22 protein-coding genes and 1 riboswitch are annotated in these 19,766 nt (G+C 46.1%); of the genes, 5 read left to right on the forward strand and 17 right to left on the reverse strand.

The features are described from left to right. Window positions 1–215 precede the first annotated feature (215 nt). The 16 genes from ACEYCN_RS05380 to mnmA all read right to left on the reverse strand — a co-directional run bounded on the left by ACEYCN_RS05380 (window position 216) and on the right by mnmA (window position 14,200). On the reverse strand, window positions 216–1,268 hold the full coding sequence (locus tag ACEYCN_RS05380; RefSeq protein ID WP_373713272.1) for a hypothetical protein: 1,053 nt from the start codon (window positions 1,266–1,268) through the stop codon (window positions 216–218). Next, entirely contained in the window at window positions 1,265–1,849 is a 585-nt protein-coding gene (locus ACEYCN_RS05385; protein WP_373713273.1) for a DUF1700 domain-containing protein, read from the reverse strand. Before ACEYCN_RS05385 ends, ACEYCN_RS05380 begins: the two co-directional genes overlap by 4 nt. Next, window positions 1,836–2,162 carry a PadR family transcriptional regulator gene (locus tag ACEYCN_RS05390; RefSeq protein ID WP_373713274.1) on the reverse strand — a complete coding sequence of 109 codons (327 nt, stop codon included), beginning with the start codon at window positions 2,160–2,162 and terminating at the stop codon, window positions 1,836–1,838. Before ACEYCN_RS05390 ends, ACEYCN_RS05385 begins: the two co-directional genes overlap by 14 nt. Before the next feature lie 189 nt (window positions 2,163–2,351). Further along, the gene (rpsD, locus tag ACEYCN_RS05395) at window positions 2,352–2,963 is read right to left on the reverse strand and encodes a 30S ribosomal protein S4 (protein ID WP_373713275.1); all 612 of its coding nucleotides are present in this window, start codon (window positions 2,961–2,963) and stop codon (window positions 2,352–2,354) included. A 200-nt stretch (window positions 2,964–3,163) separates the two neighbouring features. After that, window positions 3,164–3,892, reverse strand: coding sequence for an ABC transporter ATP-binding protein (locus tag ACEYCN_RS05400; protein ID WP_373713276.1), 729 nt, complete (start codon window positions 3,890–3,892; stop codon window positions 3,164–3,166). Then, window positions 3,892–4,881: an ABC transporter substrate-binding protein gene (locus tag ACEYCN_RS05405; RefSeq protein WP_373713277.1), complete on the reverse strand. Its 990-nt coding sequence runs from the start codon at window positions 4,879–4,881 to the stop codon at window positions 3,892–3,894. The genes ACEYCN_RS05400 and ACEYCN_RS05405 overlap by 1 nt, the downstream gene beginning before the upstream one ends. 12 nt (window positions 4,882–4,893) lie before the next feature. After that, on the reverse strand, window positions 4,894–5,694 hold the full coding sequence (locus tag ACEYCN_RS05410; RefSeq protein WP_373713292.1) for an ABC transporter permease: 801 nt from the start codon (window positions 5,692–5,694) through the stop codon (window positions 4,894–4,896). Continuing rightward, the gene (locus ACEYCN_RS05415; RefSeq protein ID WP_373713278.1) at window positions 5,630–5,911 is read right to left on the reverse strand and encodes an MTH1187 family thiamine-binding protein; all 282 of its coding nucleotides are present in this window, start codon (window positions 5,909–5,911) and stop codon (window positions 5,630–5,632) included. The genes ACEYCN_RS05410 and ACEYCN_RS05415 overlap by 65 nt, the downstream gene beginning before the upstream one ends. A 65-nt stretch (window positions 5,912–5,976) precedes the next feature. After that, window positions 5,977–6,078: riboswitch (TPP riboswitch) on the reverse strand. Between the two features lie 145 nt (window positions 6,079–6,223). Beyond that, a complete protein-coding gene (locus tag ACEYCN_RS05420) occupies window positions 6,224–6,358 on the reverse strand; it encodes a hypothetical protein (RefSeq protein ID WP_373713279.1) in 135 nt (44 codons plus the stop codon). A 9-nt stretch (window positions 6,359–6,367) separates the two neighbouring features. Beyond that, window positions 6,368–6,619: a Veg family protein gene (locus ACEYCN_RS05425; protein ID WP_373713280.1), complete on the reverse strand. Its 252-nt coding sequence runs from the start codon at window positions 6,617–6,619 to the stop codon at window positions 6,368–6,370. 7 nt (window positions 6,620–6,626) lie between these two features. Beyond that, complete coding sequence (gene dnaB / locus ACEYCN_RS05430) at window positions 6,627–7,979, reverse strand: replicative DNA helicase (protein ID WP_373713281.1); 1,353 nt, start codon at window positions 7,977–7,979, stop codon at window positions 6,627–6,629. A gap of 31 nt (window positions 7,980–8,010) precedes the next feature. After that, window positions 8,011–8,463 carry a 50S ribosomal protein L9 gene (gene rplI, locus ACEYCN_RS05435; protein ID WP_373713282.1) on the reverse strand — a complete coding sequence of 151 codons (453 nt, stop codon included), beginning with the start codon at window positions 8,461–8,463 and terminating at the stop codon, window positions 8,011–8,013. 9 nt (window positions 8,464–8,472) lie between these two features. Beyond that, window positions 8,473–10,434 (reverse strand): DHH family phosphoesterase, encoded by a 1,962-nt coding sequence (locus tag ACEYCN_RS05440; RefSeq protein WP_373713283.1) that lies wholly within the window; start codon window positions 10,432–10,434, stop codon window positions 8,473–8,475. 96 nt (window positions 10,435–10,530) lie between these two features. Continuing rightward, window positions 10,531–12,444, reverse strand: coding sequence for a tRNA uridine-5-carboxymethylaminomethyl(34) synthesis enzyme MnmG (mnmG, locus tag ACEYCN_RS05445; protein ID WP_373713284.1), 1,914 nt, complete (start codon window positions 12,442–12,444; stop codon window positions 10,531–10,533). A gap of 10 nt (window positions 12,445–12,454) precedes the next feature. Beyond that, complete coding sequence (locus tag ACEYCN_RS05450; RefSeq protein WP_373713285.1) at window positions 12,455–12,898, reverse strand: NUDIX hydrolase; 444 nt, start codon at window positions 12,896–12,898, stop codon at window positions 12,455–12,457. A 180-nt stretch (window positions 12,899–13,078) separates the two neighbouring features. After that, on the reverse strand, window positions 13,079–14,200 hold the full coding sequence (mnmA, locus tag ACEYCN_RS05455) for a tRNA 2-thiouridine(34) synthase MnmA (protein WP_373713286.1): 1,122 nt from the start codon (window positions 14,198–14,200) through the stop codon (window positions 13,079–13,081). 238 nt (window positions 14,201–14,438) lie between these two features. Between mnmA and sdaAB the strand changes: the two genes are divergently transcribed. Genes sdaAB through ACEYCN_RS05470 form a run of 3 tightly spaced genes read left to right on the forward strand, consistent with a single transcriptional unit; the run spans window position 14,439 to window position 16,552 of the window. Then, on the forward strand, window positions 14,439–15,107 hold the full coding sequence (gene sdaAB, locus ACEYCN_RS05460) for an L-serine ammonia-lyase, iron-sulfur-dependent subunit beta (protein ID WP_373713287.1): 669 nt from the start codon (window positions 14,439–14,441) through the stop codon (window positions 15,105–15,107). A 12-nt stretch (window positions 15,108–15,119) separates the two neighbouring features. Beyond that, entirely contained in the window at window positions 15,120–15,998 is an 879-nt protein-coding gene (sdaAA, locus tag ACEYCN_RS05465; protein ID WP_373713288.1) for an L-serine ammonia-lyase, iron-sulfur-dependent, subunit alpha, read from the forward strand. After that, on the forward strand, window positions 15,995–16,552 hold the full coding sequence (locus ACEYCN_RS05470; RefSeq protein ID WP_373713289.1) for a histidine phosphatase family protein: 558 nt from the start codon (window positions 15,995–15,997) through the stop codon (window positions 16,550–16,552). The genes sdaAA and ACEYCN_RS05470 overlap by 4 nt, the downstream gene beginning before the upstream one ends. Before the next feature lie 30 nt (window positions 16,553–16,582). Here ACEYCN_RS05470 and ACEYCN_RS05475 read toward each other — a convergent pair whose 3' ends face one another. Beyond that, on the reverse strand, window positions 16,583–17,788 hold the full coding sequence (locus ACEYCN_RS05475; RefSeq protein WP_373713290.1) for an OFA family MFS transporter: 1,206 nt from the start codon (window positions 17,786–17,788) through the stop codon (window positions 16,583–16,585). Window positions 17,789–17,964: 176 nt separating this feature from the next. Between ACEYCN_RS05475 and ACEYCN_RS05480 the strand changes: the two genes are divergently transcribed. Beyond that, entirely contained in the window at window positions 17,965–18,573 is a 609-nt protein-coding gene (locus ACEYCN_RS05480) for an NADPH-dependent FMN reductase (RefSeq protein ID WP_373713291.1), read from the forward strand. A gap of 5 nt (window positions 18,574–18,578) precedes the next feature. Then, window positions 18,579–19,766, forward strand: a 1,188-nt coding sequence (locus tag ACEYCN_RS05485) for an FAD-dependent oxidoreductase (protein WP_373713293.1), incomplete at its 3' end; no start/stop codon positions are given.

Below are 19,766 nucleotides of genomic sequence, written 5' to 3' on the forward strand. Positions count from 1 at the left end.
AAAATACGCTGATAATTCAGCTTTTATAGCCCTATACGATTGATGCGAACCGAGTTCGCCTTATCTCCAACCTCAAACTGTCTCCCAGACAGTTTGAGCTATGCGGAGGTGGGACTAAAACGGTCTGGGGATAGACCGTTTTAGGTCAACAACTGGAAATAAAGACTTGTTGACGAAATCGAATTTCTTCGAAATTACCGATTTCTGTCCTGCTCTCATTTAAGTGAAATGGTCCCCTGATTATTTTTGATAATCAGTTTGCCTCTCGCATCTTTGGCTCTATGGGATATCTTCACAATTCCGTTTACCTTTGTCGTTTCAAGAGCTTTTAGACTATCACCCAGCTCAATGCTTTCCGTCCGACTTTCCAGTTCGATACTGGTTGTTGCTTCACTGGTCGCAGCCAAGTTCACATCAATATCTAAAATAGAGGCCATAAAGGTGTTGTCCCCAATCAGCTCTACATTGTCTAGACTGACGAAAAGGTAGGCTCCGTTCGAATAATAGGGGTCCTCTGAGTGAAGATACTGGGCTTCTTCCTCTATATCTTCCAAACTTTGGCCAGAAGTGTAGGAAATATTCTTGAGTTTAGAATTGGTGAAACTCATGCCGCTACCCATATCCGTGATGGTCAGATTTTCCAGCTGAGAATCGGAGATATTGGAGTAAGAATCATAGATGTCAATGGTCATGTTTGTAAGATTACTATCATAAACTGACAGGTATCCTGATACCTTGCCAGCTTCAATCGTTGAGCTAATGATGTCAACTGCAGACCCATACTCCAAATTCTTGACAGTCAGGTTGTTTAGACTTAAGCCTGACAAACCAGCCCCTGAAATGCTATTTAATACTTGGTTTTTAGGAACCGTAATGACGATTTCATCGTATAGATTTTGGCGCTGAGCCTCATTCAATAGATAGCCAAATAATCCGATGGCACCAGCGACAACTGACTCTTGTTGCTGACCTTTGATGGATAATGTGTTCCCTTCTTTGGTCACCTGAACATCGGCAATGAATTTGCTGCCTGAAGAATAGGTCACCACCGTTTCATCAACATTTCCAGCCTGAACCGTCACATACCGGTAGGTATCCAGATGGATGTCACTAATATCCGTAAAAGCTTCAGTTTGTTTGCTTGGCGCCGTTATCTCCTGGATGGCCTGAACACCACCAGTTGCATAGCCTGCCCCCAGAAGTACAGCTCCCAAAGCGAGCGAAAAAAGGGATATTTTTAAACCAGTTTTGAAGAAGGTGCTCATCACGAAGTCCTCCATTTCTGCATCATTTTTTGCCAGAGACCCAGAAGCCCCCGAGCTGAAAATCTCGCAAAGCCAGTCGTAATAAACCAGGCTAACAAGCTACCGCCAAAGAGCAAAAGACTAGCTCCAATTCCCATTGCCATGGCAGGTAAAGAACTGGTCAAGAGCCCCAGACTTTCAAAGAGGGTCACCGCCGCTAAGAAAAGACCAGCTAAACCAAGCAAGTAAGCAAAGACAATGAGAACCAACACAAAGGCCAGCAAAGCCAGCATCATTAGAATCATGAGCAAGAGGAGGGGTAAACCAATGGGAGCCGCAAAGATAGACAGAACGATGATGCCGATAATTGTGGCATTGGTTTTGGGTGTTTTATTAGGCTCGGTCACATGCTTGCCAAGAACTGTCGAGATGACATCGCTAGCAGCTTCCTTAGGCGTACCCAATTCAGCAATGACTGTCTCTTCATGCTCAGGACCAGCTTCCTCAAAGTATTCTACAAAATAATCCATGGCCTCCTGATAATCAACCTCAGGCAAGCGTTTCAAGTATTTATCCAATTCCGCAAGATATTCAGTCCGCGTCATGTCGAATCCTCCCTTCAATAATGCCATCTAGGGTATCCTTATATCTTTGCCATTCTTCCCTCAAGTAACCCAACTGAAAACGACCACTTTCTGTGATAGCATAGTACTTGCGCTGGCGACCTTGATGTTCCTGATTATAGGTTGTGACAAAGCGGGCCACTACCAACTTTTTCAAAATAGGATAGAGAGAAGATTCCCTGGCATTGGTCACCAACTTGATGGTCTGACTAATCTCGTAACCGTAGGAATCATGCTTCTCTAACATGGATAAAATCAGAAATTCAATCAAGGTTGATGATACTGGAAAGTACATAGACTCAACCTCCCCTATATAACAAACAATGTTATATAATTATTTTTTGCATATTAAGTATATATCTATTTATATGAAAAGTCAAATGATATATGCAAAAATTTGACATATCATCATTATGAGCATAAACGGAAAATCCGAGACGCAAAAAAGAGCCCCAAAAGGAGCTCTGAAAAGATTCTGTAAATCTTACAACATCTTGTTGTAGAATTCAACGACAAGGGCTTCGTTGATTTCTGGGTTGATTTCATCACGCTCTGGCAAGCGAGTAAGGCTTCCTTCCAATTTTTCAGCATCGAAAGATACGAAAGCTGGACGGCCAAGAGTTGCTTCAACCGCTTCAAGGATAGCTGGAACTTTAAGTGATTTTTCACGAACAGAGATCACTTGACCTGGTGTTACGCGGTATGATGGGATATCCACACGTTTGCCATCTACAAGGATGTGGCCGTGGTTTACGAATTGACGAGCTTGACGACGAGTCGTTGCCAAACCAAGACGGTAAACAACGTTGTCCAAACGACGCTCAAGCAAGATCATGAAGTTGAAACCAAGAGTTCCTTCTTTGATCTTAGTAGCTTGTACGAACAAGTTACGGAATTGTTTTTCACCCAAACCGTATGAGAAACGCAATTTTTGTTTCTCAGCCAATTGCAAACCGTACTCAGAAAGTTTTGAACGGTTGTTTGGGCCGTGTTGACCTGGTACGTAGTTACGACGTGCCAATTCTTTACCTGTGCCTGTAAGAGACAAGCCAAGGCGACGTGATTGTTTCCATGATGGTCCTGTATAACGTGACATGTTATCAGTCCTCCTCTAAATATATATATTTTGAGGAAATAACGGTTTTGAAAATCCTAGTTCGTGCAGATGCCCTTCGCCTAAACAGCCAAGGTTACTTATTTTTCAAGACACCTGTTGACGAGCTCCATATTTCCATGCTGCTATTTCACACAAGGGATAGTATAACACAAAAAAAAGGCTCTGTAAAGCCTTTTTGCCTAGTTTTTCAGCCCCAACAGTCCCAGAATCTCTTCCTTATAGCGAACTTTTTCCAATTCTGGCTGGTCGGCCTCCTGCCAATCCATAGTCAACTCTGCCACGATTTGTCCTGGCTTGTGGTTGAGGACATAGATGCGATTGCTGAGTTTGATGGCCTCGTCGATACTGTGGGTAATGAGAATAGTGGTCAATTTCAGCTGCTCGTGGATGGCCAGATACCAGTCATGTAGGGTCATCTTGGTCAACTCATCCAAGGCACTAAAGGCCTCATCCAAAAGAAAGAGGTCCTGACCAAAGAGATAGGTCCGCAAAAGAGCAATCCGCTGCCGCATCCCCCCACTCAGTTCATGGGGATAACGGTCTCGGACATCCTTCAAACCAAATGCAGCCAGCAGGTCATCTGCCTGCCGAATGGCCTCCGCTTTTTTAACTCCGCGAATGGTCAGTGGCAGGATGACATTACCCAGAATCGTCTTATGTTCCAGCAGCAAGTCCTTTTGCAACATATAGCTGACCTTGCCCCTGGGATTTTCCTCTCCATCCACCAATATCTTGCCTGCCTGAGCTGGTAAAATGCCTGCAATCAGGTTAAAGAGGGTGGTTTTGCCCACCCCGCTGGGCCCGATAATGGAGACAATTTCTCCTTGATGGACCGAAAGGCTGATGTCTTTTAAGACAAGGTTATTCCCGTAGGCAAAATCCACATGATCTAATTCAATTTTTTTCATCAGTCCAGATAATCATTTGAAAAACCTTGGTCTTTCAAGTCGCTTTCTAAAATTCCTTTTTCATGGGCCCAGGCATAAAAGGCATTCCAGCGGTCCGCGTCAAACTCCCCCCATTTATCAGGGTTTGAGGCATAGTGTTCAGACAGGTAGATTTGGGAGGCCAGGACAAAGTCCTTTTGCCCCTCCAAGGCTGGAGCATGCTTGATGAGGATTTCTGCACTTTCTTCTGGGTGTTCGATGGCATACTGATAGCCCTTTTTGATGGCCCTCAAAACCTTCTTGGCCTCTTCTGGATTTTCCTTGAGGTAATCGTTGTTGGCGATGATGACAGGCGAGTAATAGTTAAAGGCTGGTTCGAAATCTGTCAGGTAAAAGAAATTGGTATCCATCTTCTCCTCTTCTGCCATGATACCATCCCAACCGTAGTAAATCCAAGCCGCATCAAAGACCTGATTGGCAATGGGTGTAATGGAATTGGCGTCGGTATTTGGAACCTTTTCGACCTTGGCAAAATCCCCACCCTCTTCTGACACTAGGGTTTCTAGCATGGCCAGCTCAATGGGATCATTCCAGGTACCGTATTTCTTGCCAACCAAATCCTTGGGACTAAGAATGCCTGCATCCCCTGCCGAAATGATGCCAGAAGTGTTGTTTTCAACCAAGGCTGCCACTGCAGTGATGCCAGCCCCCTTCTCCAATTTTTTGGCCATGGAATCCTGGAAGTAGATGGCAAAAGGTGCCTTGCCATTGATGACCAAATCAGAAGAACTATCCTCAGATGGCAACTTGATGTCCACCTTGACCCCTTCTTCCTCAAAGTAACCCTTTTCCAAGGCCACATAGAGACCGGTATGATTGGTGTTGGGCGTCCAATCCAGGATAAAATCAATGATTTTTTCCTCTTCCTTGCTGCTCAAACTGCAGGCACCCAAGGCCAGGCTGCTTACTGCCAGCAGGGCCAGACTGGCCCAGATGAGATTCTTTTTCATACTATCTTCCTCTTATTTTCTATTAGGCTTCCATTTGATAACCTGTTTTTCATTGATTTGGACCAGTTTCATGGCCAAGAGGCTAATCAGCGAGACCAAAATAATGATGGCAAACATAGTATCGTACTGGAAAAGTTTTTTCGACTGAATCATATAGACACCTAGACCTTCAAAGCCGCCCAGCCATTCGGAAACGACGGTGCTGATAAAGGCATAGGATACACTGACCCGCAGGCCCGCATAGAAATAAGGCAGGGCGTTTGGGATTTTCAAATGCCAGAGGACCTGCCAGGGCTTGGCCCCCATGAGCTCAAAAAGCCTGAGCCCATCCGCATCACATTGACGAAAACCATCCAGGATATTGACAATGATGGGAAAGGTTGTCGTGAGGACAATGAGGACAATCTTGGGCAGAATGCCATAGCCCAACCAGAGGACCAAAATGGGAGCAAGGGCAATGGTGGGAATGGTCTGAATCACCACAAGGATGGGATAGAGCATCTCATTGATCCAGGCATAGCGATCCATGATGAGGGTCAGGGCACAGGCGATGAGAACTCCCAAACTCAGACCCAAAAGAGCCGTTTGCAGGGTGTAGAGGCTGTGTTGCCAGAGAAGGGCCCGGTCTCGGACAAAGGCCTGTATGATTTCTATGGGAGTCGGCAGGATGTACTTGGGCAAGAGCTGGAAGAAACCAGCCAGCTGCCAGATAATCAAGAGCAGGAGGATTCCTAAGCTGCTGACCTGTTTACGTATGATTGTTTTCAATTTTTTCCTCGATGGACAGGATGTGTCCGTAGTTGATTTTGACATTGGCAAAGACATTGTCTGCCTCCTCACCTGCTAATTCGATAGCCCCTTTGAGAATGGTCATCAATTCTTCCCATTCCCCTTCCAGAACCGTTTCAAAAGGGGTCACCAGCTGTTTGACAGGCTGAGCTTGTAAGTAAGCAATAACCTTCTCAATGACGCTGAGGCGGTCAACATCCTGGATGAGTGGCAGGATTTGCAGTGCCATACTGGCCTTCATCTTATCACTCCTCTCTCTGATTTGATACAAAAAAACACACTTCCCCATGGAAATGTGCATAAAAATACTGTCGTTTTATCGTTCCCTACGCTAGCATTACCTAGATCAGGTGCGGTCGAAGCTTACACTTCCTCTCAGACTGTACACAGACTCCCATATGCCCCTATCATAACGAAAAGGCTTGCAAAAGTCAAGTCAGACTCTTCGAACAGAAGGATAATGGGTATTCTTTTTTGGTTCTCCTTGAGTTGTCAACTACTTCTTCATGACAAAACCCTTGACTTTAGGAACTTTGAAGCAAAGGAAGGCAGGCTATTGCTGATCAGATGGATCATCCGTATTACTCATTCGAAAATCCTTTTTTCTTTCTTCAGGCAAAGAATTGTAAAAGCCAACCCAACACCAAATAAATAGACCTAGACCTGCTAAGACACTAATAACGGCCATCTTTCCCTCCTAATCCAAATAATGAATCAGGATTTTTTCAGTTAAGATATCGGAATAAGTGTAGGATTCCACAAAGGTATTGTTGGGATCTTCATATTCCACGATAAAGAGGGATTGGTAGACTTCTACGATGCGTCCCTGCTTGTTTTTCTCTCGTTTGCGGCCATTTTCCAGGGTCAACTCAACAATCTTCCCCTCATGGTCCTTTATATCTTGCTTGATTTGCTTCATTTTGGCAACATCTGTAAATGCGTCACTCATCTCTTTCTTATCCTTCCTCTCTCTTGGAGATACTTGAAAATTTATTGTATTCTTTCTGGAACATCAGCTCGACGGAGCCACGCGCACCTGAACGGTTTTTCTCAATGATGACTTCGACCGTATTGTTGGGAATACCGCCCTCTTCCTCCTCATTGTGGTAATAATCATCCCGATGGAGGAAGGCTACGATATCCGCATCCTGCTCGATAGATCCCGATTCCCGCAAGTCTGACAGCATGGGCTTCTTGTCCTGCCGCTGCTCGATAGAACGAGAGAGCTGACTGAGGGCAATCACCGGCACTTTCAATTCCTTGGCCAAAATCTTGAGCTGACGGGAAATTTCCGAAACCTCTTGTTGGCGGCTCTCACGAACATTCCCTGTAATCAGCTGCAGGTAGTCAATCAGAACCAGACCAAGATTGCCTGTTTCCTGAGCCAACTTGCGGGCGCGTGAGCGAATCTCTGTAATACGGATACCAGGCGTATCGTCGATATAAATGCTGGCCCGAGCCAGATTGGACTGGGCAATCATCAACTTTTGCCACTCTTCATCCGTCAGCTGACCTGTACGGATGGAGCGTGAATTGATGACCCCCTCAGCAGCCAACATCCGGTCCACCAAACTTTCCGCACCCATTTCCAGAGAGAAGATGGCGACGGTCAAACCTAGTTTGGTTCCAATATTCTGGGCGACGTTGAGGGCAAAGGCCGTTTTACCAACGGCCGGCCGAGCCGCTAAGATAATTAACTCTTCCTCATGGAAACCGGTGGTCATATTGTCCAAGGCAGGGTAGCCAGAGGCAATCCCGGTGATATCCGATGTTTGCTGGGACCTGGCTTCCAGATTTTCAAAATTGAGATTGAGGACATCATCAATTCTCTTGAAACCTGACCGACTGGCTCCTTCGCTGACATCAATCAGGGCTTTTTCCGCATTAGCAATGATGGTGTCTGCATCATCCGCCCCCTCATAGGCCTGGTTGACAGAGTCTGTCAGGCGCTCAATCAATTTACGGAGGTTGGATTTCTCAGCGACAATTTTGGCGTAATATTCCGCATTGGCTGAGGTTGGAACAGAGTTGATAACTTCCGCCAGATAGCCCAAACCACCAATAGCTTCCAGATCCCCGTGGTTGGCCAAATAGTTGCGCATGGTTGTTGCGTCAATGGCTTCGTTGCGTTCAGAAAGAGCTACCATGGCCGCAAAAATCAAGCGGTGGGCATGCTTAAAAAAGTCTTCGGCCTCGATATATTCGCGGACGAAAACCAGCTTGCCTTCATCGATGAAAATGGCACCCAAAACAGACTGCTCCGCCAGGATATCCTGGGGCTGCATGCGTAATTCATCTACTGCTACCAAAATCTCACCTCCTTATTCATTTCTTTTTTTACTAGGCTTCCTTAATACTCAGGTTAATGGTACCTGTCACATCATGGTAGAGCTTAACAGGCACATCCACCAGACCAACCGAGCGAAGAGGATGATCGAGCTGGATGTGGCGCTTGTCCACCTTAATCCCAAATTGCTTGTCCAATTCTTCTGCAATCTTCTTGCTGGTGATGGAGCCAAAGGTTCGGCCATCTGGACCAACCTTCTCCACAAATTGCACCAAGGTCGCTTCTTCCGCCAATTTTGCCTTGATTTTTTCTGCTTCTGCAACCATTTCTGCATGAGCCTTTTCCTTGGATTTTTCCTTACCACGCAATTCGCTGATAGCTTGATTGGTGGCCTCTTTGGCCAACTTTTTCTTAATCAGAAAGTTTTGGGCATAGCCAGTTGGGACTTCCTTGATTTCCCCCTTCTTACCTTGTCCTTTGACATCGGCTAAAAAGATAACTTTCATGCTCTTCTCCTATTCTTCTTGCAATTCTTCTAAAATCCGGTTCATGAGCTGAACTTGGACTTCCACAATAGACTGATCATAAACTTGGGCTGCAGCTAGGTTGAAATGACCACCTCCACCCAAGGCTTCCATGATTCGCTGAACATTGACCTTGCTGCGGCTTCGAGCTGAAATGGCTACAAAATCCTTGACATTTTTGGTCACCACAAAGACAGCTTCGATACCGGCCATATCCAAAATCGCATCAGCAGCCTTACTCGGCACAACATTGTCATAGCTAATTGCTTCATCCCCGCAGACCAAAATAATGTCTTCGGTAATCTTTTTCCCACGCAAAATCAGTTCATTGATTTGTCGGTATTCTTCAAAATCGGTCGCTGCTATCTGATGAATTTCTAGACTGTCACTGCCCCGAGTGCGCAAGTAGCTGGCCACATCAAAGGTCCGGCTGGTCACACGGGCCGTAAAGTTCTTGGTATCCAACATAATCCCAGCCATCAAGAGGCTGGCCTGCAGGCGATTGAGCTTGTGGTGCTTGTCATTTTGGAACTGAATCAGCTCCGTCACCAACTCACTGGCAGATGAAGCACCACTTTCGATATAGGTCAGGACTGAATTGCTTGGGAAATCCGTATCCCTTCGGTGGTGATCCACAACGACCACCTGATCAAAGAGCTGATAGAAGTCCTTACAAAGAGTCAGGCCGACCTTGGAATGATCCACCATAATCAAGAGCGACCGCTCAGTGACCATCAACTTGGCTTCCTCCACCGTCAGAAGGTTGGAACAATTTTCCACCCGCAATCGTTGAATAGCCCGAGCAATGTCTGGCGACATTTCCTTGGAATTAAAGACCGTATAGGCATTGTTCATGACATTCTGGGCAAAATACTGCATCCCAACAGCTGCCCCTAAGGCGTCCATGTCCAGATTGCGATGGCCCACTACAAAGACAGCATCTACTGTTTTTAATTTATCCGAAATGGCCGTCATCATGGCCCGAGTACGGGTTCTGGTCCGCTTAACAGCAGAGGCAGAGCCACCGCCAAAGAAAATGGGCTGCTTGCTCTCATCATTTTCCTTGACCACCACCTGGTCACCCCCGCGGACCTCTGCCATATTGAGATTTTGCAGGGCCAACTGACCAATCTGCTGGTGCTGTCCCTCCCCGTAGGCCATACCGATACTAAGGGTCAGGCGCAGATCCAACTGCTTGGCTTCCTCACGGAACTTATCAATCAGGGAGAACTTACTCTCAATCAGCCCCTCCAAAACAGAATAATCCGTAAAGAGGTAGAAGCGGTCCATGGTCCCTCGGCGGTAGTAAATGGAATGCTCATGGGCAAACTCAGATACAAACTGGGCCAAAAAACTATTGACCTGACTGACCTGGGAGTCCGACAAGCTATCTTCCAGCTCATCATAATTGTCCACAGAGATAATCCCGATAACAGGACGGCTGCCAACCAAATTTGACGTCGCCTTGTACTCCGTAGAGGCATCGAAAAAGTAAAAGAGCCCCTGGCTGTAATCCACATTCACAGCATAGCGCTTGCCTGCAAAATCAGCATATTGGCGGTCCTTATCCAGACCAACATCGACAATTTCGCGCAATTTTTTCTGGTCAAATTCCCCGTTTTCCTGGGCAAAAATCAACTCCGCATAGGGATTAAACCATTCCACATGATTGTCTTCCTTGCGAATCTTGATAACCCCAACAGGCATCTGATCCAAGAGCTGCATCAGACCAGAATTGGCTTCCTCATTGAGGTATTCGATCTGTTCCAACTCACTAATTTCATAGGATTTTTTTTGATAAATAAAGAGGAGCACCAAGATCAAGAAGGCTACGAAGGTGGCCATGAGGGTGGTGGATGGCTCAGGAAAAAGGCTGTGCAGGACAGCGATGATGCCAAATAGAATAAGTCCAATCATTATAAAATGAAGGGTTGAAAATCGAAATTTCTTCATCATTAACCTCTGGAAGCCATTTTAACACAAAAGCGCCTAAAAAGCTAGTTTATCCTAAGGATTCGCCCGCCATCAGACAAGAAAAGATAGCCCGTATTAGCTATCTTTCTCCTTCTTCTTTGAAATGGAGCGACTGCGCCCTTCCAGATAGACCATAAGAATGGAAATATCTGCTGGATTGACACCGGAAATCCGACTAGCCTGACCAATGGTTTCTGGGGCAATCAGTTTGAATTTTTGGCGAGCCTCTGTCGCGATGGAATCAATGTCATCCCAGTCAATATCGGCAGGAATCCGCTTTTCCTCCATCCGCTTCATCTTCTCCACCTGATCTAAGGCCTTGGCAATATAGCCCTCATACTTGGTCTCTGTCTCAATCAGCTCAATGGTTTTTGCCGACAGATCTTCTGCCGCTGGCCCGATAAATTTAACCACATCTGCATAGGTCACTTCTGGACGCCGCATGAATTCCTGCGCTGTCAAAGCATCGGTCAGGGGTTTGAAGCCCATGGCCATCACTTTTTCATTGGTTTCCTTGACAGGTTTTAGCTTGATGGACTTGAGGCGGGCCATTTCGTTGTCAAACTGGTTCTTGTGAATCTGGAAATGGTCCCAACGCTCATCGCTGACCAGACCAACCTGACGGCCGATTTCTGTCAGCCGCATGTCGGCATTGTCATGGCGCAAAATGAGGCGATATTCTGCCCGACTGGTCAGGAGACGGTAAGGCTCCACCGTTCCCTTGGTCACCAAATCATCAATCATAACCCCGATATAGCCATCGCTGCGCTTGAGAATGAGCTCAGGCTTGCCCTGGACCTTGAGAGCCGCATTGATGCCAGCCACAATCCCTTGTCCCGCCGCCTCTTCATAACCGGAAGTTCCATTGGTTTGTCCTGCGGTAAAGAGGCCTGAAATCTTCTTGGTCTCCAGAGTAGCCCGCAACTGATGGGGCAGGACCATATCATATTCGATGGCATAGCCAGTCCGCATCATCTGGGCATTTTCCAAACCAGCAATAGAGTGCACCAAATCCTTTTGTACATCTTCTGGCAGACTGGTCGAAAGGCCCTGAATGTAGATTTCATCTGTATCCCGGCCTTCTGGTTCTAGGAAAAGTTGATGGCGCTCCTTATCCGCAAAACGGACAATCTTGTCCTCGATAGACGGACAATAACGAGGCCCCACCCCCTTGACAATCCCTGAAAACATGGGTGCCCGATGAAGATTGGCATTTATAATATCATGACTCTTCTGATTGGTGTAGGTCAGCCAGCAAGGAATCTGGTCCTGCAAGTAGTCCTCATCCTTGGACAGGAAGGAGAAATGGTTAGGGGTCTCATCCCCTGGCTGAATCTCCGTTACCGCGTAATTGATACTCTTGGCATTGACCCGAGGCGGTGTACCCGTCTTAAAACGGCCGATTTCCAGACCCAATTCTTTCAAATTATCCGCCAGCTTGATGGAAGCCAAACTATTATTAGGGCCTGATGAATATTTCAAATCACCAATGATAATCTCTCCCCGCAGAGCTGTCCCTGTGGTGACTACGACCGCTTTGGCCGCATAGGATTGCCCCGTTGCCGTCCGCACACCAACAACTCTGCCCTCCTCTACCAAAATCTCATCAATCATGGTTTGGCGAAGAGTCAGATTTTCTTGACCTTCCACCGTCCGCTTCATCTGACGAGAATAATCCGCCTTATCCGCCTGAGCCCGAAGGGCACGAACAGCTGGTCCCTTACCTGTATTGAGCATCTTCATCTGGATATAGGTCTTGTCGATATTGCGGCCCATTTCCCCGCCCAGGGCATCTATTTCCCGGACCACGATTCCCTTAGCAGAACCACCAATAGACGGATTACAAGGCATAAAGGCCACCATATCCAAGTTAATGGTCGCAAGCAGAGTCTTACAACCCATCCGAGCAGTTGCTAGGCCGGCCTCCACACCAGCATGGCCAGCCCCAATGACGATAACATCATAGTTTTCTGTAAATACTTGTTCCATTTTTTCATCCTTACTTATTGATAATATGCCTGATTTGGCCATCCCTTTCTTTCAGTTCCCTTTTCAAAAAGCCTGGCCGAATATCCAGATTCTCCAAATTCTCAATAGAGACCCATTCACACAATCTGGTTTTTCCTCCCTCGACCATAACTTCAGGCAGGTCTCCCAACAGACGGGCAAGATAGTGAAATTCGATGTTGTGAAAGTTGGTCTCTCCTACTGTGAACCAGTTTTCTACGACAAAGGCTAATTGAGATACTGCAACCTCAACTCCCAATTCTTCTCTCACTTCACGCACAAGGGCTTCTTCAGTAGTTTCATTCACTTCCACTGCACCACCAATTGTACGGTAGGTCTCACCTCTCTTTGCTAAAAAGAGCTTTCCATCCTGGACAATCAGAGCAGTTGCCCTAACCCCAAAAACCTGGTTCTGTATCTGACTTCTAAAGTCCATAACTGTTCCTCATTCCAAACGCAAAAATAGCCAAAACTCTCGAAAATTGCAGGACAAAAAAACCTACAATTCCCATGAGCTTTGACCATCATAGTTCTTGTTGAAATTATTGTATCAAAATCATCTAAAATGTCAATCATTTTAGATGCAGTCCAAAATCAGGCTTTACACCCCTGTCAACTAAATATACTGACACGCCACTCCGTCCTTGTAGGCCATATCAATCATACCACCGCCCAGACATTCTTGTCTATCATAGAAGACGACAGCCTGTCCTGGGGTGATGGCCCGCTGAGGTTCAGCAAAAATCACCTCTGCCTTGTCCCCTTTTACCTTTACAGTAACTTGACTATCTGGTTGACGGTAGCGAAACTTGGCTGTGCATTCCAAGGTGAATTCTTCAGGCATGTCGCGTGTAAAGTGTACTTGACTGGCCTGTAAAGATGTTGACATCAAGGATTCATGATAGAAACCTTGGCCGACATAGAGGATGTTTTTGGACAGGTCTTTTCCAACAACAAACCAGGGTTCATTGTCCCCACCGATTTGTCCGCCGATACCCAGCCCGCCACGCTGACCGATAGTATAGTACATAAGGCCTGTATGCTCTCCCATATCCCGACCATCAATGGTCATCATGCGACCCGGCTGAGCTGGCAGGTACTGTCCCAAAAATTCCTTGAAATTTTTTTCACCGATAAAGCAGATGCCTGTCGAATCTTTCTTCTTAGCAGTTGCCAAGCCTGCTCGCTCTGCTATTTCCCTTACCTGAGGCTTTTGTAAATGGCCGAGCGGAAACATGGTTTTCTGCAGCTGTTCCTGTGACAGTTGGCTGAGGAAGTAGGTCTGATCCTTACCATTGTCTGCCCCACGCAACATGTGGACGGTGCCGTCCTCGTCTCGTGAAACCTGGGCATAATGGCCCGTCGCTACATAGTCAGCCCCCAGATTCATGGCATAGTCAAGGAAAGCCTTGAACTTGATTTCCTTGTTACACATGACATCTGGATTGGGCGTACGGCCTGCCCGATATTCCGCTAGAAAGTATTCAAAAACCCGGTCCCAATACTCTTTTTCAAAGTTGACAGAGTAGTAAGGAATACCGATTTGGTCTGCCACCGCAGCCACATCCTTGTAATCTTCTGTTGCTGTACAGAAGCCATTTTCGTCCGTGTCATCCCAGTTTTTCATGAAGATGCCGATAACATCGTAGCCCTGCTCCTTGAGCAAAAGAGCTGTGACCGATGAATCGACACCCCCACTCATGCCGACAACGACACGGGTTTTAGAGTTGTCACTCATAATTTTTCTCCCATCTTTTCGTAGAAATAACGATTTGAAGGTCGTATTTCAAATTTCGATTTTTCAAAAAACGATTGAAGGTCGATTTTGAAGGCGCTCCTTGCGCAACTGCTATTATAACAAGTTTTATCCAGAAAGCCAACTAGATGAGAAGGGGACTGATTTTTTCTCATAAACCTAGCCGAGCAAATTCCCTTTTGTTATAATATGACTAGACATAGATACAGAGGATAAGGAAATGAATCTAAAATTTCAGTCTGTTTTTGATATTATCGGACCGATTATGATTGGCCCATCATCCAGCCACACAGCTGGAGCCGTTCGCATTGGAAAAATAGTCTCTTCTATCTTTGGCGATCAGCCAACCGAGGTCGAATTCCAACTTTTTAACTCTTTTGCTAAAACCTACCGTGGCCATGGAACCGATCTTGCCCTAGTCGCAGGTATTTTAGGCATGGAGACGGATGATCCTCGCATTCCAAATGCTCTAGATATCGCCAGAGAGAAAGGGATTAAGGTCTATTGGAAAGTTCTCAAGGATAGCAACGTCCCACACCCAAACACTACTAGGATTCTCATCAAAAATGACCATAAGTCTATCTCAGCCACTGGTGTTTCCATAGGAGGCGGAAACATTCAAGTTACTGAATTGAATGGCTTTGCCATTAACCTGCACATGAATACTCCCACTCTCATCATCGTTCACCAGGATGTCCCCGGCATGATTGCCCATGTAACGGATGTACTGTCAAAATATGAAATCAATATTGCCCAAATGAATGTAACCCGCGAGAAGGCTGGACAAAAGGCCATCATGATTATTGAGGTAGATTCACACCAATGTGACCAGGCCTTAGAGGAAATCAGCCAGATTCCACATTTACACAATGTCAACTTCTTCAATTAGAAAGGAAAAATCATGTTTTACACCATAGAAGAATTGATAGAACAGGCGGAACATTCCTATTCTGGCAATGTTGCAGAGTTGATGATCAACACCGAAATAGAGTTAACTGGCCGCAGCCGAGATGAAATCTTGACAATCATGTCAAGAAACTTGACAGTCATGCAAAACTCTATTCAAGATGGATTAAACGATCGTAAATCTCTCTCTGGCTTAACAGGTGGAGATGCTGCCAAATTGGACCGCTATTTAAAAGCTGGTAAAACCCTATCCGGTAGCAGCATCCTTACCGCTGCCCGCAATGCCATGGCTGTCAATGAACACAATGCCAAGATGGGTCTTGTCTGCGCTACACCAACAGCAGGTTCTGCAGGATGTCTTCCCGCCGTTCTAGGATTAGCAACTGACAAACTAGGACTCAATCAAGAAGAACAATTGAACTTCCTCTTTGCAGCAGGAGCCTTTGGTCTTGTCATTGCCAACAATGCCTCTATTTCCGGAGCTGAAGGTGGCTGTCAAGCAGAAGTTGGCTCAGCAGCTGCCATGTCCGCTGCTGCCCTCACTCTAGCGGCCGGAGGAAGTCCCTACCAAGCCAGTCAGGCCATATGCTTTGTCATCAAAAATATGTTGGGTCTCATTTGCGACCCTGTTGCTGGACTTGTCGAGGTTCCCTGTGTCAAGCGAAATGCCATGGGAGCTAGCTATGCTTTGGTAGCTGCTGATATGGCCCTGGCCGGCATCGAATCAAAAATCCCCGTTGATGAAGTCATCAATGCCATGTATCAGGTTGGCTCCAACCTTCCTACTGCTTTCCGTGAAACTGCCGAAGGGGGACTCGCCGCAACTCCAACTGGACAAAAACTAGCTCAAAGAATTTTTGGAGGGCAACGATGACCACTGTTTATTTTATCCGACATGCAGAACCTAACTATGACAACCATGATGATGTTTTACGGGAACTGTCTCCAAAAGGTTTACAGTCCAGTAAAGAACTTGTCAACTTCTTTGCTGGGACCCAGATTGATGCCTTTTATTCAAGCCCTTATCTCAGAGCCGTTGATACCATCAAACCTTTAGCAGACAGTCGAGGACAAACCATTCACCTCATTCCTGATTTTCGAGAAAGAAAAATCACTAATCACTGGATTGAGGACTTTACAGGCTTCACAGAGAAGCAATGGACAGATTTTAACTATCACCTTCCAGGTGGAGAGTCCCTCTCCATGGTTCAGGAACGGAACATTCGAGTCCTGGAGACCTTGCTTGAAGCCCACCCAGACCAAACCATCCTCATTGGCACCCATGGAACGGCCCTCTCCACCATTATCAACTACTACAAGCCCGACTTTCAACTAGCAGATTTCCACCGAATCAAACATATTTTTCCTTGGATTGTCCAGTTTGAGTTTCAAGGGTCAACTTGTTCAAGTATTGATGAAATACATTAAAAGGAACGGAATACCCGTTCCTTTTAATCATTATCGATGTGTTATTTTCCGATAGATAACATTCAGTACGATACCGACAAGGGCTAGTACAATTGCCACATAAAAGGCGATGGAGAAATCCCCCTGGTTCGCAGTTGCAATCTGAGCTGCAATACTTGGTGCAAAATAAGCTGCGATAGAATAACCCGAGAAGACAATTCCATAGTTAACACCCTGATTGACAGGTCCGTAATTTTCCATGACAATGGAAGGAAATACACCCATCACACCGCCAAAACAAATGCCCAAACCAACAATCCCGACAACAAAGCCGATTTGACCAGGCACAAAGGCGATAATAGCTAGGGCTAAAGCTACAACTGTGTAAATGATGTAGAGGGTTTTGGAGCGGCCAATCTTATCTGAAACACTTCCCCAAATAAAACGTCCGCTTGAGTTTGCGATAGAATAAAGGGAAACATAGAGGGCCGCAGCAGTCGCTGACAGACCAAACATGGATGTTCCGATAGTCCGTGCATTAGCGGCAATCATCAAACCAGAAAATGCACCAACGAAGAACATACTAATGACCACATAGAAAACTGGAGTTTTCAGCATTTCCAGCCAATTTTTGTTGACCATCGATTTACCCGCAACCTGTTCTGGTGGGTTCCAGCCAGTTGGCTTATAACCTGCTGGCGCTTTCTTGATAAAGAAACTAGCAACCAGCACGATCAGGATATAGGCTAAACCAATGGTACGAAAGGCATACTGAGCACCATCCTTCATGATGAGGCTATTTCCGATAGGAGAAGCAAAGACAGCAGCCAGACCCATACCACCTGTTATGATACCTGATGCCAGACCTCTTTTGTCCGGAAAGAGACGCAGGGTGTTGGACAGGCAGCCTGAATAGGCGAAACCTTGACCTAAACCAGCAATAACCCCATAGTAAAGATAGAGTTGCGCTAAGCTGGTAGCTGTTCCGGTCAAGTAGAAGCCAACTGCAAAGAGGAGGGCGCCGATGGAAATACTCCATTTTACCCAACCCTTATCTGCAAAGTAGCCACCTAAAATCATCGGAATCGGACCAATAGCAGAGTTAATGGAAAAAGCCAACATAATCTCTGGCATGGTCCACTTCATCTCTTCACTGAGTGGCATCGCAAAGGTGGAAAAGGCATACACTGCTCCTGTACAGAGGAGGATGGCGGTGGAGGCTACTAAAACAAGCCATCTGTTCAACTGTTTATCCATAATAACTCCTTTATAATTATGTTTTGTGTGTTTTTTCACAAACAATCATATCAGAAACCAAATTTTATGTCAATGTTTTTATAAAAATTTATGTATTCACTTACATAAAACGCTTGCAAAAGACTTTTTTTTGGTGTATAGTAAAGGCAACAAAAAGATTGAGAGGAAAATCACAAATGAAATTTGTTGCTATTGTCGGTACCAACTCCGGCCGCTCCACCAATCGGAAACTGCTGCAATTTATGGCCAAACACTTCGCGGACCAAGCAGAAATAGAGGTCCTTGAAATCAAAGATTTGCCAGCCTTTAATGAACCGGCAGACAAACAGACACCAGCTGCTGTAGCCCAATTTTCTGAAAAAATCCTGGCTGCAGATGGGGTCATTATTGCCACACCTGAGTATGACCATACTATCCCCGCACCTTTAGCCAGTGCCTTGGAGTGGATTGCCTATACCAGTCGTGCCCTCATTAACAAACCAACTATGATTGTTGGGGCTTCACTCGGAGCTCTTGGGACTTCACGCGCCCAATCCCACCTGCGCCAAATCCTCAATGCTCCTGAACTAAAAGCCCGTGTTATGCCTGGCATCGAGTTTTTCCTAGGACACTCAGAACAAGCCTTATCTGCAGATTCTAAACTTTTAGTACCTGAAAAAGTCGCTGAACTAGAGGAAAATTTTGCAGAATTTCTCGAATTTGCTAAAATCACCCATGTCTTGGTCAATCAGGCCAATACAGACCGCAAGCGTAATTTCGCCTGGGAATTAACAGAGGAGGAATAGACATGATGAAACTAATCGGCATCGTTGGAACCAACGCATCCAAATCTTACAACCGAACTCTTCTGCAGTTCATGCAAAAACATTTTGCCGAAAAGGCTGATATTGAAATTCTGGAGATTGTCGACGTGCCCATGTTTGAGGAAACAAATGACCAAACGGACACACCTGTTCTTCAAGAGTTTAATGAAAAAATCCTGGCTTCAGATGGGGTCATCATCGCAACGCCTGAGCACAACCACACGATTCCCTCTAGCTTAAACAGCCTACTGGAATGGCTCTCCTTCAACATTCACCCCTTGGCTGGTAAGCCAACCATGATTGTCGGAGCCTCTTATGATGTACAGGGCTCCTCCAGAGCTCAGCTGCACCTGCGCCAGATCTTGGATGCTCCAGGTGTGAATGCCACGGTCATGCCCGGCAGTGAATTTCTTCTGGGCCGTGTCCACCAGGCCTTTGATGAAGCTGGGCAGCTGAAAGATGAGAAAACTGTTGATTTCCTGGAATCATGTTTCAATCGCTTCATCCGTTTTGCCACCATTGCCAATCAGCTCAACGAGCCTGAAGAAGTACGGTTTGAACCAGGAACTTACGCTGTCACCACTGTCGGTCATAATGGTGATTTACCAATGCAGGTCACACTTTCCCAAGACCGCATCGAAAAAATTGACATCGATTCTTCTGGAGAAACTGGTGGTATTGCAGACATCGTTTTCACCCGTATCCCATCAGAAATCATCGAGGGCCAAACCCTCAATGTTGATGCTGTATCTGGTGCCTCTGTCACATCAAACGGAGTACTAGATGGTGTAGCCCGTGCCATTAAGCTTGCTGGGGGAAATCCTGATGTCTTACGCTCCCGTCCTAAGGCCCCCTCAGCCCTTGACAAGGAAGATAAGACCTACCAAACAGACCTTGTGATTGTCGGCGGCGGTGGAGCTGGGTTGGCGGCAGCTGCTCGTGCCCTCCAAAAAGGCAAAAAAGTCATTGTCCTTGAAAAATTCCCAGCAGTTGGTGGCAATACTGTCCGCGCTGGTGGCCCAATGAATGCCCCTGATCCAGCCTGGCAGAATACCTTTGCTGCCCACCCAGGTGAAGCCCACAACTTACAAGAATTACATGATATTGATGAAGCAACCATTGATCCTGAATTTCTCGATGATTTCCGAGCTCTCAAGGTCGAACTAGAAAACTAC

Origin of the sequence: Streptococcus sp., assembly GCF_041802885.1 — a bacterium.
Classification (GTDB): domain Bacteria; phylum Bacillota; class Bacilli; order Lactobacillales; family Streptococcaceae; genus Streptococcus.